This is a genomic window from Vibrio rumoiensis, from assembly GCF_002218045.2.
Taxonomy (GTDB): domain Bacteria; phylum Pseudomonadota; class Gammaproteobacteria; order Enterobacterales; family Vibrionaceae; genus Vibrio; species Vibrio rumoiensis.
In genome coordinates, this window is record NZ_AP018685.1 from 2,694,192 (window position 1) to 2,716,952 (window position 22,761).

14 protein-coding genes, 5 tRNA genes and 2 rRNA genes are annotated in these 22,761 nt (G+C 43.8%); 3 read left to right on the forward strand and 18 right to left on the reverse strand.

Annotation, left to right across the window (positions count from 1 at the left end):
• Positions 1–22: 22 nt before the first annotated feature.
• The 13 genes from rpoC to VRUMOI_RS12325 all read right to left on the reverse strand — a co-directional run bounded on the left by rpoC (position 23) and on the right by VRUMOI_RS12325 (position 14,059).
• Complete coding sequence (gene rpoC / locus VRUMOI_RS12265) at positions 23–4,222, reverse strand: DNA-directed RNA polymerase subunit beta' (protein WP_089137642.1); 4,200 nt, start codon at positions 4,220–4,222, stop codon at positions 23–25.
• A 133-nt stretch (positions 4,223–4,355) separates the two neighbouring features.
• Positions 4,356–8,384, reverse strand: coding sequence for a DNA-directed RNA polymerase subunit beta (gene rpoB, locus VRUMOI_RS12270; RefSeq protein ID WP_089137641.1), 4,029 nt, complete (start codon positions 8,382–8,384; stop codon positions 4,356–4,358).
• Positions 8,385–8,658: 274 nt separating this feature from the next.
• Positions 8,659–9,027 carry a 50S ribosomal protein L7/L12 gene (gene rplL, locus VRUMOI_RS12275; RefSeq protein ID WP_089137640.1) on the reverse strand — a complete coding sequence of 123 codons (369 nt, stop codon included), beginning with the start codon at positions 9,025–9,027 and terminating at the stop codon, positions 8,659–8,661.
• Between the two features lie 57 nt (positions 9,028–9,084).
• Entirely contained in the window at positions 9,085–9,576 is a 492-nt protein-coding gene (gene rplJ, locus VRUMOI_RS12280) for a 50S ribosomal protein L10 (protein ID WP_089137639.1), read from the reverse strand.
• 287 nt (positions 9,577–9,863) lie between these two features.
• The gene (gene rplA / locus VRUMOI_RS12285) at positions 9,864–10,568 is read right to left on the reverse strand and encodes a 50S ribosomal protein L1 (protein WP_089137638.1); all 705 of its coding nucleotides are present in this window, start codon (positions 10,566–10,568) and stop codon (positions 9,864–9,866) included.
• Positions 10,569–10,572: 4 nt separating this feature from the next.
• Positions 10,573–11,001 carry a 50S ribosomal protein L11 gene (gene rplK, locus VRUMOI_RS12290; protein ID WP_089137637.1) on the reverse strand — a complete coding sequence of 143 codons (429 nt, stop codon included), beginning with the start codon at positions 10,999–11,001 and terminating at the stop codon, positions 10,573–10,575.
• A 145-nt stretch (positions 11,002–11,146) separates the two neighbouring features.
• Positions 11,147–11,695, reverse strand: coding sequence for a transcription termination/antitermination protein NusG (nusG, locus tag VRUMOI_RS12295; RefSeq protein ID WP_089137636.1), 549 nt, complete (start codon positions 11,693–11,695; stop codon positions 11,147–11,149).
• Between the two features lie 12 nt (positions 11,696–11,707).
• Positions 11,708–12,085: a preprotein translocase subunit SecE gene (gene secE / locus VRUMOI_RS12300; protein ID WP_027695385.1), complete on the reverse strand. Its 378-nt coding sequence runs from the start codon at positions 12,083–12,085 to the stop codon at positions 11,708–11,710.
• Positions 12,086–12,338: 253 nt separating this feature from the next.
• Positions 12,339–13,523, reverse strand: a complete 1,185-nt coding sequence (tuf, locus tag VRUMOI_RS12305; protein ID WP_089137635.1) for an elongation factor Tu — start codon at positions 13,521–13,523, stop codon at positions 12,339–12,341.
• A 99-nt stretch (positions 13,524–13,622) separates the two neighbouring features.
• Positions 13,623–13,698 (reverse strand) — tRNA-Thr (locus VRUMOI_RS12310).
• 14 nt (positions 13,699–13,712) lie between these two features.
• A tRNA-Gly gene (locus VRUMOI_RS12315) sits at positions 13,713–13,787 on the reverse strand.
• Positions 13,788–13,856: 69 nt separating this feature from the next.
• Positions 13,857–13,941, reverse strand: a tRNA-Tyr gene (locus tag VRUMOI_RS12320).
• 42 nt (positions 13,942–13,983) lie between these two features.
• Positions 13,984–14,059 (reverse strand) — tRNA-Thr (locus tag VRUMOI_RS12325).
• 207 nt (positions 14,060–14,266) lie between these two features.
• Between VRUMOI_RS12325 and coaA the strand changes: the two genes are divergently transcribed.
• On the forward strand, positions 14,267–15,190 hold the full coding sequence (gene coaA, locus VRUMOI_RS12330; RefSeq protein WP_089137634.1) for a type I pantothenate kinase: 924 nt from the start codon (positions 14,267–14,269) through the stop codon (positions 15,188–15,190).
• A gap of 19 nt (positions 15,191–15,209) precedes the next feature.
• Here the strand turns inward: coaA and birA are convergent, their stop codons facing one another.
• Together birA and murB are read right to left on the reverse strand one after the other, a co-directional pair.
• Positions 15,210–16,187 carry a bifunctional biotin--[acetyl-CoA-carboxylase] ligase/biotin operon repressor BirA gene (birA, locus tag VRUMOI_RS12335; RefSeq protein WP_089137633.1) on the reverse strand — a complete coding sequence of 326 codons (978 nt, stop codon included), beginning with the start codon at positions 16,185–16,187 and terminating at the stop codon, positions 15,210–15,212.
• A gap of 21 nt (positions 16,188–16,208) precedes the next feature.
• On the reverse strand, positions 16,209–17,255 hold the full coding sequence (murB, locus tag VRUMOI_RS12340) for a UDP-N-acetylmuramate dehydrogenase (RefSeq protein WP_089137632.1): 1,047 nt from the start codon (positions 17,253–17,255) through the stop codon (positions 16,209–16,211).
• Between the two features lie 66 nt (positions 17,256–17,321).
• Between murB and VRUMOI_RS12345 the strand changes: the two genes are divergently transcribed.
• Both VRUMOI_RS12345 and pssA read left to right on the forward strand, forming a co-directional pair.
• A complete protein-coding gene (locus tag VRUMOI_RS12345) occupies positions 17,322–17,759 on the forward strand; it encodes a GNAT family N-acetyltransferase (protein ID WP_089137631.1) in 438 nt (145 codons plus the stop codon).
• 86 nt (positions 17,760–17,845) lie between these two features.
• Positions 17,846–19,186: a CDP-diacylglycerol--serine O-phosphatidyltransferase gene (gene pssA / locus VRUMOI_RS12350; RefSeq protein WP_089137630.1), complete on the forward strand. Its 1,341-nt coding sequence runs from the start codon at positions 17,846–17,848 to the stop codon at positions 19,184–19,186.
• 219 nt (positions 19,187–19,405) lie between these two features.
• Here the strand turns inward: pssA and VRUMOI_RS12355 are convergent.
• From VRUMOI_RS12355 to VRUMOI_RS12365, 3 genes are all read right to left on the reverse strand, one after another.
• Positions 19,406–19,482, reverse strand: a tRNA-Asp gene (locus VRUMOI_RS12355).
• 31 nt (positions 19,483–19,513) lie between these two features.
• Positions 19,514–19,629: ribosomal RNA gene (gene rrf / locus VRUMOI_RS12360) — 5S ribosomal RNA — on the reverse strand.
• A 123-nt stretch (positions 19,630–19,752) separates the two neighbouring features.
• Positions 19,753–22,633 (reverse strand): 23S ribosomal RNA (locus VRUMOI_RS12365).
• Positions 22,634–22,761 lie beyond the last annotated feature (128 nt).

A 22,761-nucleotide genomic window follows, 5' to 3' on the forward strand; every position in this document is an offset into this window, starting at 1 on the left:
CTTACGTCAGCCTCTTCAGAAATTAATCTTCAGAGAAACCAGCGTTAAGTAATGCTGCAAGGTTGTCAGTAGCTTGTTCAGCTGAAGGACCTTGTTCTTCACCTTCACGTTGCTTTTGACGCTCTTGGTGATAAGCATAACCAGTACCAGCTGGGATCAAGCGACCCACGATAACGTTCTCTTTCAAGCCACGTAGTTCATCACGTTTACCAGAAACTGCTGCTTCTGTTAGTACACGCGTCGTTTCTTGGAACGATGCGGCTGAGATGAACGACTCAGTTGCTAGAGACGCCTTAGTGATACCTAGTAAATCACGCTCAAAACGTACAAGTTCTTTACCTTCAGCTTCTAATTGACGGTTAGCAATCTTAACTTGTGCGAACTCAACTTGCTCACCTTCAAGGAATTCTGAATCACCTGAATGAGTGATCGTACACTTACGTAACATTTGACGAACGATAGTCTCAATGTGCTTATCGTTAATCTTAACGCCTTGTAAGCGGTAAACTTCTTGAACTTCGTTTGCAATGTATTGAGTAACTGCATGAATACCACGTAAACGTAAAATGTCATGCGGTGTTTCAGGACCATCAGAGATCACATCACCACGTTCCACTTTTTCGCCTTCAAACACGTTAAGCTGACGATGCTTATGAATCATTTCTTCATAAACGTCACCGCCTTCGCGAGTGATTAATAGACGACGCTTACCTTTGGTTTCTTTACCAAACGACACAGTACCTGTGTGCTCAGCAAGAATTGCAGGCTCTTTCGGCTTACGCGCTTCGAACAAGTCAGCTACGCGAGGTAGACCACCGGTGATATCTTTGTTTCCGCCAGATTTCTGAGGGATACGAGATAATGTGTCACCAATACCTACTTCTGCGCCATCTTCGATGTTTACAATCGCTTTACCCGGTAAGAAGTAGTTCGCTGGCATATCAGTACCAGGGATCATCACATCGTTACCTTGAGCATCAACAAGCTTGATTGCTGGACGCATATCTTTACCAGCTGATGGACGTTGTGCTGGGTCGACTACTTCACTTGAAGATAGGCCAGTTAAGTCATCAGTTTGGCGAGAGATAGTGACACCATCAATCATGTCTACGAACTGGATACGACCTGCCACTTCAGTGATGATTGGCATGGTGTGCGCTTCCCAGTTAGCCACAACTTCACCAGCCGTAACTGCATCGTTGTCGCCTTTGCTTAGCATAGAACCGTATGGAAGTTTGTGTTTCTCTTTCGTACGACCGAACTCATCAATGATGGTCATTTCAGATGCACGAGAAGTGATAACAAGCTTGCCGTCTTTATTGGTTACATACTTAGCGTTGTGAAGCTTAACGGTACCAGTCGTTTTCGCTTGAATGCTGTTTTCTGCTGCTGCCGTTGATGCTGCACCACCGATGTGGAAAGTACGCATGGTAAGCTGTGTACCAGGTTCACCGATAGACTGAGCAGCAATAACACCCACTGCTTCACCTTGGTTAACCTTGTGACCACGAGCCAAATCACGACCGTAACAGTTTGCACAACAACCGAAGTCAGCTTCACAAGTTACGACTGAACGTACTTTGATCTTATCAACAGAGTTGTCTTCAAGGATCTGACACCACTTCTCATCAAGTAGAGTATTACGTGGGATCAATACTTGTTCAGTACCTGGCTTAACGATGTCATCAGCGACAACACGACCTAGCGCAAGCTCAGATAGTGCCACTTTAACATCACCACCTTCGATATGAGGCATCATATCTAGGCCTTCATAAGTACCACAGTCATGTTCCGTTACCACAACATCTTGCGCTACGTCTACTAGACGACGAGTCAAGTAACCGGAGTTCGCAGTCTTAAGTGCCGCATCGGCAAGACCCTTACGAGCACCGTGAGTTGAGATAAAGTACTGAAGTACGTTAAGACCTTCTTTAAAGTTTGCAGTGATCGGCGTTTCGATGATTGAACCATCTGGACGCGCCATCAGACCACGCATACCGGCTAACTGACGAATCTGCGCTGCAGAACCACGAGCACCGGAGTCAGCCATCATGTAGATGCTGTTAAACGATTCTTGTTGTTCTTCTTCGCCATCGCGGTTAGTCACAGTTTCGAAAGAAAGGTTATCCATCATAGCTTTTGCTACGCGGTCGTTGGTAGACGCCCAAATATCGATAACTTTGTTGTAACGCTCACCCGCAGTAACAAGACCTGATTGGAATTGTTCTTGGATTTCACGAACTTCTTCTTCCGCTGCGGCAATTTCAGTGTATTTCGCCGCCGGTACAACCATATCGTCGATACCAACAGAAACACCAGAAAGTGCTGCGTATGCAAAACCTGTGTACATGATTTGGTCAGCAAAGATTACAGTGTCTTTCAGACCAAGTTTACGGTATGCCTCATTAAGTAGGTTTGAAATTTGCTTCTTACCTAACTTTTGGTTCACGATGCTGAAAGGTAGACCTTCAGGAACGATTTGCCAAAGCATTGCACGACCAACAGTGGTATCAACCATGCCAGTATTTGTTGTGCGATTACCGTCTTCATCAACCACGGTTTCAGTGATACGTACTTTAACGCGAGCGTGAAGCTCAGCAGTCTTAGTACGGTATGCCTTTTCAGCCTCAGCAGGGCCAGCAAGGTACATACCTTCACCTTTAACATTGATCTTGTCACGAGTCATGTAGTAAAGACCCAATACAACGTCCTGAGAAGGTACGATGATCGGATCACCAGATGCTGGTGAAAGGATGTTGTTGGTTGACATCATTAACGTACGTGCTTCAAGCTGCGCTTCCAATGTTAACGGTACGTGTACCGCCATTTGGTCACCATCGAAGTCGGCGTTATATGCCGCACACACAAGTGGGTGAAGCTGAATCGCTTTACCTTCGATAAGTACAGGTTCGAATGCTTGAATACCAAGACGGTGAAGTGTTGGTGCACGGTTTAGTAGAACTGGGTGTTCGCGAATAACGTCATCTAGGATATCCCAAACAACCGCTTCTTCGCGCTCTACCATTTTCTTAGCCGCTTTAATCGTCGTCGCCATGCCACGAGACTCTAACTTGCTGTAGATAAATGGTTTAAATAGTTCTAGTGCCATCTTCTTAGGAAGACCACACTGATGTAGACGAAGGTATGGACCTACTGTAATTACAGAACGACCAGAGTAGTCTACACGCTTACCAAGTAAGTTCTGACGGAAACGACCTTGTTTACCTTTGATCATATCAGCCAAAGATTTAAGAGGACGCTTGTTAGAACCTGTGATCGCACGACCGCGACGACCGTTATCGAGTAGCGCATCAACAGATTCTTGCAACATACGCTTTTCGTTACGTACGATGATATCTGGAGCAGCTAAGTCTAAAAGACGCTTCAAACGGTTGTTACGGTTGATTACACGACGGTATAAGTCGTTCAGATCTGAAGTCGCAAAACGACCGCCATCTAGTGGTACTAGAGGACGTAGATCTGGCGGTAAAACTGGAAGTACAGTCAAGATCATCCACTCAGGATTATTGCCTGACGCGATGAACGCTTCTACCAATTTTAGACGCTTAGTCAATTTCTTGCGTTTAGTTTCAGAGTTAGTGGTTTCTAGCTCTTCACGCATTTGCTCAGCTTCTGCGTGCATGTCCATGGTGTGTAGCAGATCTTTGATCGCTTCAGCGCCCATTTTCGCAACGAACTCGTCGCCCCACTCTTCTAAACGGTCTAGATATTCTTCTTCCGTTAGCATTTGACCTTTTTCAAGATCAGTCATGCCTGGTTCCGTCACTACATACATTTCGAAGTAAAGTACACGTTCGATGTCACGTAGCGGAATATCCATTAATAGACCGATACGAGATGGTAGTGATTTCAAGAACCAAATGTGTGCCACTGGAGAGGCTAGTTCGATGTGGCCCATACGGTCACGACGAACTTTAGTTTGTGTAACTTCTACGCCACACTTCTCACAGATAACACCACGGTGTTTCAAGCGCTTGTATTTACCACAAAGACATTCGTAGTCTTTTACTGGACCAAAAATACGCGCACAGAACAAACCATCACGCTCAGGCTTGAACGTACGGTAGTTAATAGTTTCTGGCTTTTTAACTTCACCGAAAGACCATGAGCGAATCATGTCTGGAGAAGCTAGACCGATTTTGATTGCATCAAATTCTTCGGTCTTATGCTGTGCTTTTAGAAAGTTCAGTAAATCTTTCACAATCAGCTCCTGTAAGGAGTTAAGAGACGCTCAAGTTGAACGCCTCTTTTCTACCGGGTTAAATCCGAGAGTTCTTTGTTATCAATAGCTGCCGTTGTTTTTAAGAGCACAACGGCATTTCTATAAATAATAATTACTCTTCGTCTTCTAGCTCGATGTTAATACCTAGCGAGCGAATCTCTTTCAACAATACGTTGAACGATTCTGGCATGCCAGGCTCCATGCTGTGGTCACCATCGACGATGTTTTTATACATCTTCGTACGGCCATTCACGTCATCAGATTTAACAGTTAGCATTTCTTGTAGCGTGTAAGCGGCACCATATGCTTCAAGTGCCCATACTTCCATCTCACCGAAACGCTGGCCACCGAACTGAGCTTTACCACCAAGTGGTTGCTGAGTTACTAGGCTGTACGAGCCAGTTGAACGTGCGTGCATCTTGTCATCAACCAAGTGGTTCAGTTTCAGCATGTACATGTAACCGACAGTTACAGGACGCTCAAACTTATCACCAGTACGACCATCGAACAGATCCAATTGGCCTGACGTTGGAAGATCAGCAAGGGCAAGCAATTCTTTAATTGCTGGTTCGTTTGCACCATCGAATACAGGTGTCGCGATCGGTAGACCACCACGCAAGTTTCCGATCAGAGTACGGACTTCATCATCAGACAATTCAGCAATATTCACGTCTTGGCGAGTATCGCCTAAGTCATAAACTTTCTGTAAGAACTCACGGAACTTGGCTAGTTCTTGTTGCTCTTTCACCATCTGATTGATCTTGTCGCCGATACCTTTCGCTGCAAGACCTAAGTGAACTTCAAGGATCTGACCGATGTTCATACGTGATGGTACACCCAGTGGGTTCAACACGATGTCAACAGGTTGACCTTTTTCATCGTAAGGCATGTCTTCAACAGGGTTAATCTTAGAGATTACACCTTTGTTACCGTGACGACCCGCCATCTTATCACCCGGTTGAATGCGACGTTTAACTGCAAGGTAAACCTTAACAATTTTCAGTACGCCCGGTGCAAGATCATCACCTTGAGTGATCTTACGACGCTTAGTTTCAAACTTCTTATCAAAGTCAGCTTTTAGCTCATCCCACTGCTCAGCAAGTTGCTCAAGCTGAGATTGCAGTGCATCATCTTCCAGTGTTTGTACTAACCACTGCTTACGATCAATCGAGTCTAGTTTTGCTTCAGAGAAGCCACCAGAAATCAACAGAGAACGAACACGTGCTAATAGACCACCTTCGAGAATTTGGAACTCTTCAGTTAAGTCTTTCTTCGCGTCTTTCAACTGCATTTGTTCAATTTCAAGCGCACGCTTGTCTTTTTCTACGCCATCGCGAGTAAAGACTTGAACATCAATGATCGTACCTGAAATAGAATTCGGCACACGTAGTGACGTATCTTTAACATCCGATGCTTTTTCACCGAAGATTGCTCGTAGAAGCTTCTCTTCAGGAGTCAGTTGCGTTTCACCTTTAGGGGTTACTTTACCAACTAGGATGTCACCACCCTTCACTTCAGCACCAATGTAAACGATACCTGACTCATCTAGTTTAGATAGAGCAGACTCACCTACGTTTGGAATATCAGCCGTAATTTCTTCGCTACCAAGCTTGGTATCACGAGCCACACAAGAAAGTTCTTGGATGTGAATCGTAGTGAAACGGTCTTCTTGAACAACACGCTCAGAAACCAAGATGGAATCTTCGAAGTTGTAACCATTCCAAGGCATAAATGCGATACGCATGTTTTGGCCAAGCGCTAGTTCACCAAGGTCGGTTGAAGGACCATCGGCAATAACATCACCGCGAGCACAGCGTTCGCCAGGCAGTACGGTTGGGCGTTGGTTAATACATGTGTTTTGGTTCGAACGGGTGTACTTAGTCAAGTTGTAGATGTCGATCCCGGCTTCACCAGGTACTAGCTCATCTTCATTTACTTTAACTACGATACGAGACGCATCGACAGATTGAACTGTACCGCCACGTTTAGCAACCGCAGTAACACCTGAGTCAACCGCTACGTTACGCTCAATACCAGTACCTACTAACGGCTTATCAGCACGTAATGTAGGAACCGCTTGACGTTGCATGTTCGCACCCATCAATGCACGGTTCGCATCATCGTGTTCTAGGAACGGGATAAGCGAAGCAGCGATAGATACTACTTGGTTTGTTGCCACGTCCATGTAGTTAACATGGTCACGTGGGAGAAGACCCGACTCACCTTTTTGACGAGCTGTGATTAGCTCATCGGCAAAACGACCTTCATCAGTCAAGTGTGCGTTCGCCTGAGCGATAACAAACTGACCTTCTTCAATAGCAGAAAGGTAATCCACTTCTTCAGTCACAACACCATCAACTACGCGACGGTACGGCGTCTCTAGGAAACCGTATTCATTACAACGAGCAAACGCTGATAATGAGTTGATCAAACCGATGTTTGGACCTTCTGGCGTTTCGATCGGACATAGACGACCGTAGTGAGTTACGTGAACGTCACGTACTTCAAAACCGGCACGCTCACGTGTCAAACCGCCAGGACCTAATGCAGAAATACGACGCTTGTGCGTTACTTCTGACAACGGGTTGTTCTGATCCATAAATTGAGAAAGCTGTGATGAGCCAAAGAACTCTTTCACTGCTGCCGAAATCGGCTTAGCATTGATAAGATCTTGAGGCATAATCGCATCTAAATCACCAAGACTTAGGCGCTCTTTCACGGCACGTTCAACACGGACTAGACCAACACGGAATTGGTTTTCAGCCATTTCACCAACAGAACGGATACGACGGTTGCCAAGGTGGTCAATATCATCCACTTCGCCAATACCGTTACGGATACCGATCAGTTTCTTCATTACCGCAATGATATCCGTTTCATCAAGGATACCTTGGTCTTGCGCATCTTCGCGGTCGATAGAGCTGTTAAACTTCATACGACCAACAGTCGATAGGTCGTAACGCTCTTCAGAGAAGAATAAGCTTTGGAATAAAGATTCTGCTGCTTCTTTCGTTGGTGGCTCGCCAGGGCGCATCATACGGTAAATTTCTACAAGTGCAGAAATACGATCCGTTGTGCTGTCAACACGTAACGTGTCAGACATGAATGGGCCATGGTCTAAGTCATTAGTAAACAATACTTCAAGCTTTTTGTAGCCGGCTTGAGAAAGGTTCGCTAATGCTTCTAATGAAATTTCTTGGTTCGCTGCAACGATCAGTTCGCCAGTTGACTCATCAACATAATCTTTTGACGACACTTTGCCTACGATGTACTCAACTGGTACTTCGATGAATTCGACACCATCTTTTTCAAGGTTACGAATGTGGCGAGCTGTTACACGACGACCAGCTTCTACGTATACGGTACCATTTGATTCAATATCAAATGATGCGGTTTCACCACGTAGACGATCTGGTACCAACTCCATTAATAGAGTTTGGTCTTTCACTTCAAAGCGCACTTTTTCAAAGAAGATATCTAAGATTTCTTCTGTTGTTTTATGCAGCGCACGCAAAATAATTGATGCAGGAAGCTTACGACGACGGTCAATACGCACGTATAGGTTATCTTTCGGATCGAATTCAAAATCCAACCACGAACCACGGTAAGGAATGACACGTGCGTTATAAAGCACTTTTCCTGACGAATGGGTTTTACCCTTATCGCTGTCGAAGAACACGCCTGGGCTTCGGTGCAACTGGGATACGATAACCCTCTCGGTACCATTAATTACGAAGGTACCATTGTCTGTCATAAGTGGAATTTCACCCATGTAGACTTCTTGTTCTTTGATGTCTTTTACGGTACCTGCTGGTGCGTCTTTATCAAACACCACTAAGCGCAGTTTAACGCGTAGCGGCTTCGAATAAGTGACGCCACGGATTTGACATTCTTTAACATCAAATACAGGCTCACCAAGACGGTAGCTAACGTATTGCAGCTCAGAATTGCCGTTATAGCTCTGAATTGGAAAAACAGAACGGAAGGCAGCTTCAAGACCATATTGACCTTCAGGATCCTGTTCAATGAACTTGTCGAATGAATCGAGCTGGATCGATAGCAAATATGGAACGTCCAAAACTTGTGGACGCTTACCAAAATCCTTACGGATGCGCTTTTTCTCGGTATAAGAGTAAACCATGGGGTTCCTCAGCTAGCTGATAAGTGACCCGAACTACCCAATCTCATTGCCATCAATCATATTGATAGAATGGGGATAGTGACTAACAACACTGTTTTCTCTGGACACCCTAACCTCATCTGAAAGAAGACTTCAGCAGAACCTTAGTAGTGTTTTTTGCTTGAATATAGACATCTAAACAGCGGGAAAATTAGTCTATACCCTACAGCGCAAAAAGGCCGGTGGTTAATTAACCACCAGCCATTAGCCTTTCGGCTAAGAAATCAAGTATAAATTACTTAACTTCAACAGAAGCACCAGCTTCTTCTAGTTGTGCTTTAAGAGCTTCAGCTTCTTCTTTAGAAACACCTTCTTTAAGCGGAGCTGGAGCACCGTCAACTAGACCTTTAGCTTCTTTAAGACCTAGGCCAGTTGCGCCACGTACTGCTTTGATAACAGCAACTTTGTTACCGCCAGCAGCAGTTAGGATTACGTCAAATTCAGTTTGCTCTTCAGCAGCGTCACCGCCAGCTGCGCCGCCAGCAACAACAGCTGCTGCAGCAGAAACGCCGAATTTTTCTTCCATAGCTTCGATAAGCTCAACAACTTGCATTACAGACATTTCTGCAACTGCGTCTAGGATTTGCTCGTTAGTAATAGACATAACAATTCTCTTTTAAGTTAACAATAAGTTTATTTAGCAATCAATAAAAAGCAAGGCTTATGCAGCGTCTTGTTTTTGATCGCGAACAGCAGCGATAGTACGTACCAACTTGCCAGCAGAAGCTTCTTTCATACACATCATTAAGCGTGCAATTGCTTCGTCGTAAGTAGGTAGTGTCGCTAGTACATCAGCGTCAGCTAATGCGCCTTCAAATGCAGCAGCTTTGATCTCAAATTTTTTGTTCTCTTTTGCGAAGTCTTTAAAAAGACGCGCAGCAGCACCTGGGTGCTCATTAGAGAAACCGATCAAAGTAGGACCAACGAATACGTCTGCTAGACATTCGTAGTCTGTACCAACTACTGCACGACGTGCTAATGTGTTACGAACAACTTTCAAGTAAACACCCGCTTCGCGAGCTTGTTTACGTAGAGAAGTCATCGCGCCAACAGCAACGCCACGAGAGTCAGCAACAACTGCAGAAAGTGCACCACTGGCTGCTTCGTTAACTTCAGCAACAATTGCTTGTTTGTCTTGAAGATTTAAAGCCATTTGGATTTACTCCTGGTTGTAGTTACACCACTCACTGATAATTCAATGAGCGTTCTTACGGTGCATTCCCAAATGAATATTTCTTTACAAAAATACGACCATCCGTTCGGGCACCATCTACGTAGGCAGTATTAAGTTAAACAATATATTATTGCTTAACGCCTACGGTCTTGGATGGAAGCATCATTTGCTCTGCCTTTGTCGAAAAAGACTTAGGCAAAATAAGTAACACTCCAACCATAATTAGGCGCAAAATTATACACAAATTCTACGCCTAAGCAAATTAATTAAGCAACTGTTGTTTTAAGAGTCGCTTGATCAACTGCAACACCAGCACCCATAGTGGTAGAGATGCTTACTTTCTTAAGGAAAGTACCTTTCGCTGAAGAAGGTTTTGCTTTCTTAAGCGCAACTAATAGAGCTTCTAAGTTCTCTTGTAGTTGGTTTGCTTCGAAAGTAGCTTTACCAATTGTAGTGTGGATGATGCCATTTTTGTCGTTACGGTAACGAACCTGACCAGCTTTAGCATTCTTAACTGCTTCAGCAACGTTAGGAGTTACAGTACCAACTTTAGGGTTAGGCATAAGGCCACGTGGACCTAAGATAGTACCTAGTTGACCAACAACACGCATTGCATCAGGAGAAGCAACAACAACGTCGAAGTTCATTTCGCCTTTTTTCACTAGCTCAGCTAGATCTTCCATACCAACGATGTCTGCGCCAGCTGCTTTAGCGGCTTCAGCGTTTGCACCTTGAGTGAACACTGCTACGCGGATGTCACGACCAGTACCATGTGGAAGTACAGTTGCGCCACGAACGTTTTGGTCTGATTTACGAGCATCGATGCCTAGGTTGACAGCAACGTCTACGCTTTCTACGAATTTAGCTGTTGCTAGTTCTTTTAGAAGAGCGATAGCTTCGTTGATTTCGTATTCTTTAGTCACATCCACTTTGCCGCGGATAGTTTTCATACGCTTAGTAAGTTTTGCCATGATCTTATCCCTCTACCACTAGGCCCATTGAACGAGCAGTACCCGCGATAGAACGCTTCATCGCTTCGATGTCTGCGCCAGTCATATCTGCAGCTTTAGTTTCAGCAATCTCTTGGATCTGAGCATCAGTAATAGTACCAACTTTCTCAGTGTTCGGACGGCCAGAACCAGACTTAATGCCAGCAGCTTTCTTAAGAAGAACAGCAGCAGGTGGAGTCTTAGTTACAAATGTGAAAGAACGGTCGTTGTATACAGAGATAACAACTGGAGTTGGAAGACCTTTCTCAATAGATTCTGTTTTTGCGTTAAACGCTTTACAGAATTCCATGATGTTTACACCATGTTGACCTAGTGCTGGACCAACCGGTGGACTTGGGTTTGCCATACCAGCTGCAACTTGCAGTTTGATATAAGCTTCTACTTTCTTAGCCATTTTAATTCCTAATTTTTTGGGTACAAACGCTAATCGCTCGATCAGCTCCCCGCTAGCTTTACATTAATACCTGTAAAAAGGCGCGAAATTATAGTCAAACCTCACGCCAAAAACAAGTCTTTTGATGCTTTATTAAACAAACTTATTAGTCTGCTTTTTCAACCTGACTGAATTCAAGCTCAACGGGAGTTGCACGACCAAAGATCGATACAGACACTTTCAAGCGGCTTTTTTCATAGTCAACTTGTTCAACCGTACCATTGAAATCAGCAAATGGTCCTTCAGTAACGCGAACCACTTCACCTGCTTCAAATAACGTTTTCGGTCTTGGAGCTTCGCTCGCCTGCTCTAAACGATTCAAGATAGCTTCCGCTTCTTTATCCGTAATTGGAGCTGGACGGTCAGAGGTTCCACCAATAAAGCCCATAACACGTGGAATACTACGTACTAAGTGCCATGAATCATCATTCATTACCATTTGAACTAACACGTAGCCTGGAAAGAATTTACGTTCACTCTTACGACGTTGACCAGCGCGCATTTCCACCACTTCTTCAGTAGGTACTAATACATCACCGAAAAACTCTTCCATAGCGTGCATTTTGATATGTTCGCGAAGAGATTGTGCAACACGGCCTTCAAACCCAGAAAAGGCCTGAACGACATACCAGCGTTTTTTTGGTGCTTCACTCATGTTTAAAACCCCTTACACTCCAGTAGCTAGAGCAATTAAACGGACCATAATGCCGTCAATTCCCCATAACAATAGAGCCATTACAATACTTACAGCTAATACGATAAATGTCGTTTGCATTGTTTCTTGGCGTGTAGGCCAAACCACTTTGCGAACTTCAAGTTTTGCTTCTCGAGCAAACACGATCGTAGCTTTACCTTTCGTTGTTAATGCGGCAACACCAAGGGCTGCAGCAATCAAAATAACAACGGCTGCTGCACGAATTGCAACAGACATTTCACCATACAGGTAATTTCCCACAACAGCAGCAGCTAGCAGTGCAAAAGTGATAAACCACTTAAAAGCATCTGCCGCTTTTGAGCTCTCATGAGTTTCGGCTTTGGCTTTCATAAACAAACCTGTGAAAAGTTTTACTTAAAAACGACAATAACCCCGCGACTGGCAGGGCTAACTCATTAGTTTAGGACAAGCCATCAACTAAATAAATTAGATATAAATCTAATACAATTCTTTGCTGAGTCAGTTACAAAACGACCAATTTATGCCTTCATTTTGTTCAGCGTAGAAAAAGGGCATCAAATGATGCCCTTTTTGATAGTCGTTAGTCAAATACAATTCGTATTTAAACTTAAAGTTTGGCTAATTAAGCGATAACTTTCGCTACAACACCAGCACCAACTGTACGGCCACCTTCACGGATAGCAAAACGTAGACCTTCGTCCATCGCGATTGGCGCGATTAGAGTAACTGTCATTTGTACGTTATCACCAGGCATTACCATCTCAACACCTTCTGGTAGTTGGATGTCGCCAGTTACGTCAGTTGTACGGAAGTAGAACTGTGGACGGTAACCTTTGAAGAATGGAGTATGACGACCACCTTCATCTTTCGAAAGTACGTATACTTCTGATTCGAAAGTTGTGTGTGGGTTGATTGAACCTTTAGCAGCCAATACTTGACCACGTTCAACGTCATCACGCTTAGTACCACGTAGAAGTGCACCAACGTTCTCACCTGCACGACCTTCGTCAAGCAGTTTACGGAACATTTCAACACCAGTACAAGTCGTCAATGTAGTATCTTTGATACCAACGATTTCTACTTCGTCACCTACACGTAGGATACCACGCTCGATACGACCAGTTACAACAGTACCACGACCTTGAATTGAGAATACATCTTCAATTGGTAGTAAGAACGGTTGGTCTACTGCACGCTCTGGCTCTGGGATGTAAGAATCTAGTGCTTCAGCAAGCTCAATGATTTTTGCTTCCCATTGCTCTTCGCCGTTTAGTGCGCCTAGAGCTGAACCTTGGATTACTGGTAAATCATCACCTGGGTAATCGTATTCAGAAAGAAGTTCACGAACTTCCATTTCAACTAGCTCAAGAAGCTCTTCATCATCAACCATGTCACATTTGTTCATGAATACGATGATGTAAGGGATACCAACCTGACGACCAAGTAGGATGTGCTCACGAGTTTGTGGCATAGGACCATCAGTTGCAGCAACTACTAGGATACCGCCGTCCATTTGCGCAGCACCAGTGATCATGTTTTTAACATAATCGGCGTGTCCTGGGCAGTCTACGTGTGCGTAGTGACGTGCTGGAGTATCGTACTCAACGTGAGAAGTTGCGATTGTGATACCACGCTCGCGCTCTTCTGGAGCGTTATCGATAGATGCGAAGTCTTTAGCTACACCGCCGTACACTTTTGCAAGTGTAGTACAGATAGCAGCAGTAAGAGTTGTTTTACCGTGGTCAACGTGGCCGATAGTACCAACGTTTACGTGCGGTTTCGTACGTTCAAATTTTTCTTTAGACATGGATAGTCCCTCTAGGTACGGATTTAGGTGGCTTTGATGACCACGTAACCAAAAAAATGGTAATTAAGTATATATCAAAAGGAAAACATTGCTTAGAACTGGTGCTGATAGGCGGATTTGAACCGCCGACCTCACCCTTACCAAGGGTGCGCTCTACCAACTGAGCTATATCAGCAACATAAATACGGTTGGAGCGGGCAGCGGGAATCGAACCCGCATCATCAGCTTGGAAGGCTGAGGTAATAGCCATTATACGATGCCCGCACACGTGTAACTCTTGAGCGCTATTTTCGCAATTTATTTGCAATTATTTTTATAAAACAAATGCCAATATGGTGGAGGGGGACGGATTCGAACCATCGAAGGCGGAGCCGGCAGATTTACAGTCTGCTCCCTTTGGCCACTCGGGAACCCCTCCAAATTTTTTATTGCTTGCCATGTTCTTATTCTAAAGAAGAAATGGTGCCGACTACCGGAATCGAACTGGTGACCTACTGATTACAAGTCAGTTGCTCTACCTACTGAGCTAAGTCGGCGCAAGTGGTGCGAATTCTATTGAATGTTCGAAAAGCTTGCAAGGGTAAAATGCAAAAAACCATTATTTTCACTGATGGAATAATAAATCGGGCATAAATAGAGCAAAAATTAACGAATATCCTACCAAAGTCACCTAACACTTATTTGAAATCGCCGGCGCTTGGTGTATCTTCGCTCATCCTTTTTGGTTATTTTCGAGTCTTTTTATGAATCCATACCTTTCATACAACAGAAGTCAGTGGTCTGAGTTAAGAAATTCAGTTCCTATGACACTTACACCTGAAGACTTGGAAGAACTACAAGGGATTAATGAAAGCTTATCGATGGATGAAGTAACCAAAATTTATCTGCCGTTATCCCGCTTGTTAAACTTATACGTTGAAGCCCGCCAGAGCCGTAATCAGGTTTTACATCAATTTTTTAATAAAGAAGAAAAGTCACCTCCTTTTATTATTGGCATTGCAGGAAGTGTTGCCGTTGGAAAAAGCACAACGGCACGATTGTTAACCGCTTTGCTATCTCGTTGGGAAAATCACCCAAAAGTGGAATTAATCACCACCGATGGTTTTCTGCATCCCAACCAAACCTTACTTAATAGTAACCTAATGACTAAAAAGGGATTCCCAGAGTCGTACGATACAAAATCGCTCGTGGAATTTTTAAATGATGTCAAAGCTTGCAAAAGACACATACAGGTTCCTGTATATTCACACATTACTTATGACATCACAGATGAAGTAAAAACCGTTGATCAGCCTGATGTTTTAATTATTGAAGGGCTTAACGTTCTGCAAAGTGGTAGTGATTATCCAGAAAATCCTTTCAAAATTTTCATATCTGACTTCTTAGATTTTTCTATTTATGTCGATGCAGAGACGAAACAAATCGAAGAATGGTACATCTCTCGCTTTATGAAATTACGTAAAGGCGCCTTTACCAAACCAGGTTCTTATTTTAGTCATTACACAAAATTAACCGAACAAGAATCTATCGATAAAGCAAAAAGTATTTGGAACTCGATCAATGGTATTAACTTACAGCAAAATATATTGCCAACGAAAGACAGAGCGCAACTAATATTGCGCAAGGGTGCGGACCATATGGTCGAAGAGGTTCATTTGAGAAAATAGAACCTCAAATTTAGGGCAGTTATTCCACTTTTCTTAGCGAAATCTCACCACCAAGATAGGTCTCAAGCCCTTGCTCTGTTTCCAACAAAATACCACCTTGCTGGTTGATGCCTTTACCAATCCCTTGTATTTCCTTATGACCCATTAATAATTTAATTGCTTTATTTTTAAAGTTATCCAGTTCATTCCAGCGCTCAACAAAACCGGCCATACCTTGATTTTCGTACTGCTCTAATACTTGTTTCCAGGCCTCGATGAGTGCGATAACAATTTCACTTCTAGAGGGAATATCGCCAGTAAAAACCTGGTTTAAATTAGCCCATGGTTGGTCGATAGTACTTCCATCAACTTTCATATTAATGTTAAGTCCCATACCAATAACTAGATGCGCCACACCTCCTGTTTGCGCTGACATTTCAACTAAAATTCCGGCCAATTTTTTATCTTCAAAATAAAGATCATTCGGCCATTTCAACTTTAGTCCTTCAGCCCCCAAACCTTCTAACGCATCAACAATCGCGACACCAATAGCAAGACTCAGCCCCATTGCTGCGGCAACACCTGATTCTAATTGCCAATACATTGAAAAATACAAATTAGAACCAAAAGGAGAAGCCCATTGTCGACCTCTTCGTCCTCTTCCTTGCGCCTGGTATTCTGCAATACAAACAGATCCACTTGGCCGCTCATTAATATGATCAAGCAAATATTGGTTAGTCGAATCGATGACCGGAAATAACTCAACAGGCACAGAAGATCCAGACTGAATGATATCTAGATCTAATAAATCGATAGGGGAAGAAAGTTGATAGCCTTTCCCTTGAACTCGATAAATATCAATCCCCCACTCTTGAATGCCTTTGATATGCTTACTAATTGCGGCTCTTGATATACCTAACTGCTCGCCCAAACCCTCCCCCGAGTGGAAATATCCATCAGATAATTGTTTAATTATACGTAACTTAACATCGTGTAATTTAGGCTTGTTATCAGTCATGGCGGTTCCTAAATATTGAGACTAAAAACGTTCAGAAAAAATATTTTCTAAGCGCGTTTCCTGCTTATCATTAAAAAATCGGACTTCATGCTCTAATTCCACACCATATTTATCCTGTACCGCATGTTTAATAAACCAAGCAAGGTCTAAAACATCATTGGAGGTAGCGTTATCTACATTAACAATCACGAGGGCTTGTTGCGGGTGAACTTGAGCACCACCAATTTGATACCCTTTTAGCCCACACCGATCAATTAGCCAACCTGCGGCTATTTTAACTCCGCCATCAGCTTTATAACCGTTAAGATCTGGATAAAGAGCCTGTAATTGACGGTAGTTTTCATGAGTAATTACTGGGTTTTTAAAAAAGCTCCCAGCATTTCCCGTCACATTTGGATCAGGCAATTTAGAGCGACGTATATCGCACACAAGCTCAAATACTGATTGAGGAGAAGTCAGTAATTCTTTTTCCGTATTTAATGGGCCATAATTTAACGTCGGCTTCCATTGTGAAGAAAGCTTTAATCCAATTGAAGTAATGATAGCCTTACCCAACAAATCGTGCTTAAAGATCGAGTCTCGATAACCAAATTGACACTCTTGTGTACTTAGCCTCACTATATCCAATGACTCAAGGTCTAAATATTCTACATACTCACAAATATCTTTGAATTCGACACCATAAGCCCCAATATTCTGAATTGGTGCGCTACCAGCACAGCCGGGAATTAAAGCTAAATTTTCTAAACCCGGAATACCTTGTGTTAGAGCCCACTCGACAAGGTTTGGCCAATCCTCACCGCCAGAAACCTTTAGATATATATCTTCACCATCAGCACTAATGCTTTTACCTAGTAACTGATTAATAACAATCACACCATGAAAAGGCTCAGTAAATAAAACATTACTCCCTTTACCTAAGATTAATTTTGGTAAGTCTTGCCAATCAGGATGGCGATACACAGAAATTAAGTCATCAATAGAACTAGCTTCCACTAAAACATCACAAGGCACATCAATGCCAAAAGTATGGAACGGTTTCAGATTTACATTATTATTTACATTCATACATTTGATTACCTAAGCGTCTATCGTACTATTCTACCTTATACACCCAATAAACACAGCGCCTGTATGAGTGAAGTTAATTTTCAACAGATTGAAAGTATTAAGATCCCGCTGATTAAGCCTATCTATAAAGCTTTCTATCCTTCAGCAAAACCTAAAAAAAATGAACAAATAATCGTCGGCTATAAACAACAGCAAATTATTTGTGTTGTACGATTTCGTCCAATTGAACGCTATTCTCTTCTTACTGGCATGCTAGTTATTCCAGCCTACCGACAACAAGGCATTGCTAACCAATTATTGACATTTTGTCAGGCTCATAATTTATCTGAAAATAGTTTTTGTTTCGCTTATCAGCACCTTGAATCACTATATAAATCAGTGGGATTTCGCGTAATTGAAGTCGAACAGCTCCCCAATTCATTACAGCAATTATTTATACGCTACACCGGCTCAGGTAAAAAACTTCTACCAATGCGATATCTGCCTACAGTTCTGACATAACTTCTTGTTCATATATAGGAATAATGGCAATTAATTTGGTAAAATAATAGGCCAAGACATTAGCAGCATGTAAGGTTCATAAAAATATGATAGCTAGTAAGGAATTACTCGAACAGCTACCAACCATAGCTCAAGATCCAAACGCTTTTGAAGTGCTTTTTTCAGCGCAACAATTTCGTGATCGGCTATTGTCTGAAATTAAGCAAGCAACACAAAGAATTTACCTTGTCGCATTATACCTCGAAGATGACGAGGCTGGCCGCCAGATTCTGACCGAACTTTATGAAGCAAAGCAACACAATCCTGATCTTGATGTCACGGTTTGTGTTGACTGGCATAGAGCACAACGAGGATTAATTGGTGCGGATCAAAGTGAAGGAAACGCTGCTCTATACAAAGAGTTTGCTCGAAAGTATGAGCACCCTATTTCTATTTTAGGGGTACCAGTTCGTGGTAAAGAAGTTTTTGGTGTATTACATCTTAAAGGCTTTATCATTGATGATACCGTAATATACAGCGGCGCTAGCTTAAATAATATCTATCTGCACCATAACGACAAGTATCGCTTTGATCGCTACCACGTGATGGCAAACCCTACGCTAGCTAATTGCATGGTGCAATATATACAGCAGAATATTAGCAACAATATTGCCGTCAATTGTTTATCACAAGTAGAGCGCCCAACAACTAAAACGTTAAAGCCAGCGATCAAACAGTTCCGCTCTCTACTTACTCAATCTCGGTACGAATTCACTCCAGAACTTGTGAAACAGGGCGAAGTTGGTATCACTCCATTAGTGGGGGTGGGTAAGCGTCGTAATAAACTTAATCTTCACATTAATAATCTTATAGCCTGCGCTGAAAAAGAAATCACAATATTGACGCCCTACTTTAACTTTCCTAAAAGTATCGCCAAAGAAGTAAAAAGAGCAATAAAACGAGGCGTTAAGGTGACGATCATTGTCGGTGATAAAACCGCCAATGATTTCTATATTCCACCAGAAGAGGACTTCAAAACTATCGCGGGACTACCTTACTTATATGAGCTCAATTTACGTCATTTTGCTCGCATAAATGAAGGTTATATTGCTAGTCGCCAATTATCGATTCATCTTTGGAAGCATGATAATAATAGTTTCCACTTAAAAGGAATGTGGGTCGATAAGGAATACATGCTGATCACAGGTAACAACTTTAACCCTAGAGCGTGGAAACTAGATTTAGAAAATGGGTTGTTAATCAAAGATCCAAGTAAGTTACTCACAGAGCAATTCGAAAATGAACTATCTTCCATTCTGGAACATACAAACCTAATTGGTAGTTATAAGCAACTAGATACTATCGAAGATTACCCAGAAGATGTACAAAGGCTGCTACGAAAAATCAAAAGAGTCAGAGCCGATCGAATTCTAAAGCAAATACTATAACATCAGCTAGCCTAGGTTAATTTACCTAGGCTTTTTTATTCCCATGAGCACACTCATACGATAATAACCCCCTGTAACCAGTCTATTTTAACTTATACATAACCATTTCCCTTGTAGTCATGGACACTATCTATAACGCACTCGATAATCATAAAGATCTCCATTTTCTACAGACGAAAAAAAAACCTGATTCTTTCGAATCAGGTTTCTCAAAATAAGTGGCGGAGTGGACGGGACTCGAACCCGCGACCCCCGGCGTGACAGGCCGGTATTCTAACCAACTGAACTACCACTCCGCAGTGTCTATTCAGTATGTTGCAATTTAAAGCCTGGCGATGTCCTACTCTCACATGGGGAAACCCCACACTACCATCGGCGCTACTTCGTTTCACTTCTGAGTTCGGCATGGAATCAGGTGGGTCCAAAGCGCTATGGTCGCCAAGCAAATTCTTTTGTTAAAACATCCACTAGGATGATTTAACTTAATTCGGAAAGCTGTTTGTTCTCACACTCATTCAAGTATGTCTTATATCTATTCAGTCCAACCAAAACCCTTTAGGTGTTGTATGGTTAAGCCTCACGGGCAATTAGTACAGGTTAGCTCAATGCCTCGCAGCACTTACACACCCTGCCTATCAACGTTCTAGTCTCGAACAACCCTTTAGGACGCTTAAAGCGCCAGGGAAGACTCATCTCAGGGCTCGCTTCGTGCTTAGATGCTTTCAGCACTTATCGATTCCGAACTTAGCTACCGGGCAATGCCATTGGCATGACAACCCGAACACCAGAGGTTCGTCCACTCCGGTCCTCTCGTACTAGGAGCAGCCCCCTTCAATCTTCCAACGCCCACGGCAGATAGGGACCGAACTGTCTCACGACGTTCTAAACCCAGCTCGCGTACCACTTTAAATGGCGAACAGCCATACCCTTGGGACCGACTTCAGCCCCAGGATGTGATGAGCCGACATCGAGGTGCCAAACACCGCCGTCGATATGAACTCTTGGGCGGTATCAGCCTGTTATCCCCGGAGTACCTTTTATCCGTTGAGCGATGGCCCTTCCATTCAGAACCACCGGATCACTATGACCTGCTTTCGCACCTGCTCGAATTGTCATTCTCGCAGTCAAGCGGGCTTATGCCATTGCACTAACCACACGATGTCCAACCGTGTTTAGCCCACCTTCGTGCTCCTCCGTTACTCTTTGGGAGGAGACCGCCCCAGTCAAACTACCCACCAGGCACTGTCCTCACCCCAGATAATGGGGCTAAGTTAGAACATCAACACTACAAGGGTGGTATTTCAAGGTTGACTCCACAACCACTGGCGTGATTGCTTCAAAGTCTCCCACCTATCCTACACATGTAGGGTCAATGTTCAGTGCCAAGCTGTAGTAAAGGTTCACGGGGTCTTTCCGTCTAGCCGCGGGTACACTGCATCTTCACAGCGATTTCAATTTCACTGAGTCTCGGGTGGAGACAGCGTGGCCATCATTACGCCATTCGTGCAGGTCGGAACTTACCCGACAAGGAATTTCGCTACCTTAGGACCGTTATAGTTACGGCCGCCGTTTACCGGGGCTTCGATCAAGAGCTTCTCCGAAGATAACCCCATCAATTAACCTTCCGGCACCGGGCAGGCGTCACACCGTATACGTCATCTTACGATTTTGCACAGTGCTGTGTTTTTAATAAACAGTTGCAGCCACCTGGTATCTGCGACTCCCGGCAGCTTAGAGAGCAAGTCTCATCACCGCTAGGAGCGTACCTTCTCCCGAAGTTACGGTACCATTTTGCCTAGTTCCTTCACCCGAGTTCTCTCAAGCGCCTTGGTATTCTCTACCCGACCACCTGTGTCGGTTTGGGGTACGATTTCTTACAAACTGAAGCTTAGAGGCTTTTCCTGGAAGCATGGCATCAATGACTTCACTACCGTAGTAGCTCGACGTCGTGTCTCAGCCTAACAATTTCCCGGATTTACCTAAGAAATTAGCCTACGCACTTGAACCTGGACAACCATCGCCAGGCCCACCTAGCCTTCTCCGTCCCCCCATCGCATTTGTAAGAAGTACGGGAATATTAACCCGTTTCCCATCGACTACGCTTTTCAGCCTCGCCTTAGGGGTCGACTTACCCTGCCCCGATTAACGTTGGACAGGAACCCTTGGTCTTCCGGCGAGGGAGTTTTTCACTCCCTTTATCGTTACTCATGTCAGCATTCGCACTTCTGATACCTCCAGCAAACTTCTCAGTTCACCTTCAACGGCTTACAGAACGCTCCCCTACCCATCATAGTAAACTATGATGCCGCAGCTTCGGTGTATAGCTTAGCCCCGTTACATCTTCCGCGCAGGCCGACTCGACCAGTGAGCTATTACGCTTTCTTTAAATGATGGCTGCTTCTAAGCCAACATCCTGGCTGTCTGAGCCTTCCCACATCGTTTCCCACTTAGCTATACTTTGGGACCTTAGCTGGCGGTCTGGGTTGTTTCCTCTCCACGACGGACGTTAGCACCCGCCGTGTGTCTCCCGGATATTACTTACTGGTATTCGGGTTTGCAAAGGGTTGGTAAGTCGGGATGACCCCTAGCCTTAACAGTGCTCTACCCCAGTAGTATTCGTCCGAGGCGCTACCTAAATAGCTTTCGGGGAGAACCAGCTATCTCCAGGTTTGATTGGCCTTTCACCCTAGCCACAAGTCATCCGCTAATTTTTCAACATTAGTCGGTTCGGTCCTCAATTGATGTTACTCAATCTTCAACCTGCCCATGGCTGAATCACCTGGTTTCGGGTCTATACCTAGCAACTCGACGCCCAGTTAAGACTCGGTTTCCCTACGGCTCCCTATACGGTTAACCTTGCTACTAAATATAAGTCGCTGACCCATTATACAAAAGGTACGCAGTCACACCACGAAGGTGCTCCTACTGCTTGTACGTACACGGTTTCAGGTTCTATTTCACTCCCCTCACAGGGGTTCTTTTCGCCTTTCCCTCACGGTACTGGTTCACTATCGGTCAGTCAGGAGTATTTAGCCTTGGAGGATGGTCCCCCCATGTTCAGACAGGATATCACGTGTCCCGCCTTACTCGTTTTCACTTAGTATGCGTTGTCGGTTACGGGGCTATCACCCTGTATCGCGGCACTTTCCAGAGCCTTCACCTGACGCATATAAAGCTTAAGGGCTAATCCAATTTCGCTCGCCGCTACTTTCGGAATCTCGGTTGATTTCTCTTCCTTCGGGTACTTAGATGTTTCAGTTCCCCGAGTTCGCCTTATTAACCTATGTATTCAGTTAATAATACGTGCTTATGCACGTGGGTTTCCCCATTCGGAAATCGTAGACTCAAGTGGCTTTTACTGCCTAATCTACGCTTATCGCAAGTTAATACGTCCTTCATCGCCTCTGACTGCCTAGGCATCCACCGTGTACGCTTATTCACTTAACCATACAACCCAAAAGGGTCTTAATGTATGTTCAACTAAATAAGGTTTTAGTTTTTTGACCGTTAAGAGGGTAATCTTAACGGTCGTTTGCCGGACTCAATAGAATCAATTGCAAGCAATTGATTTGAAT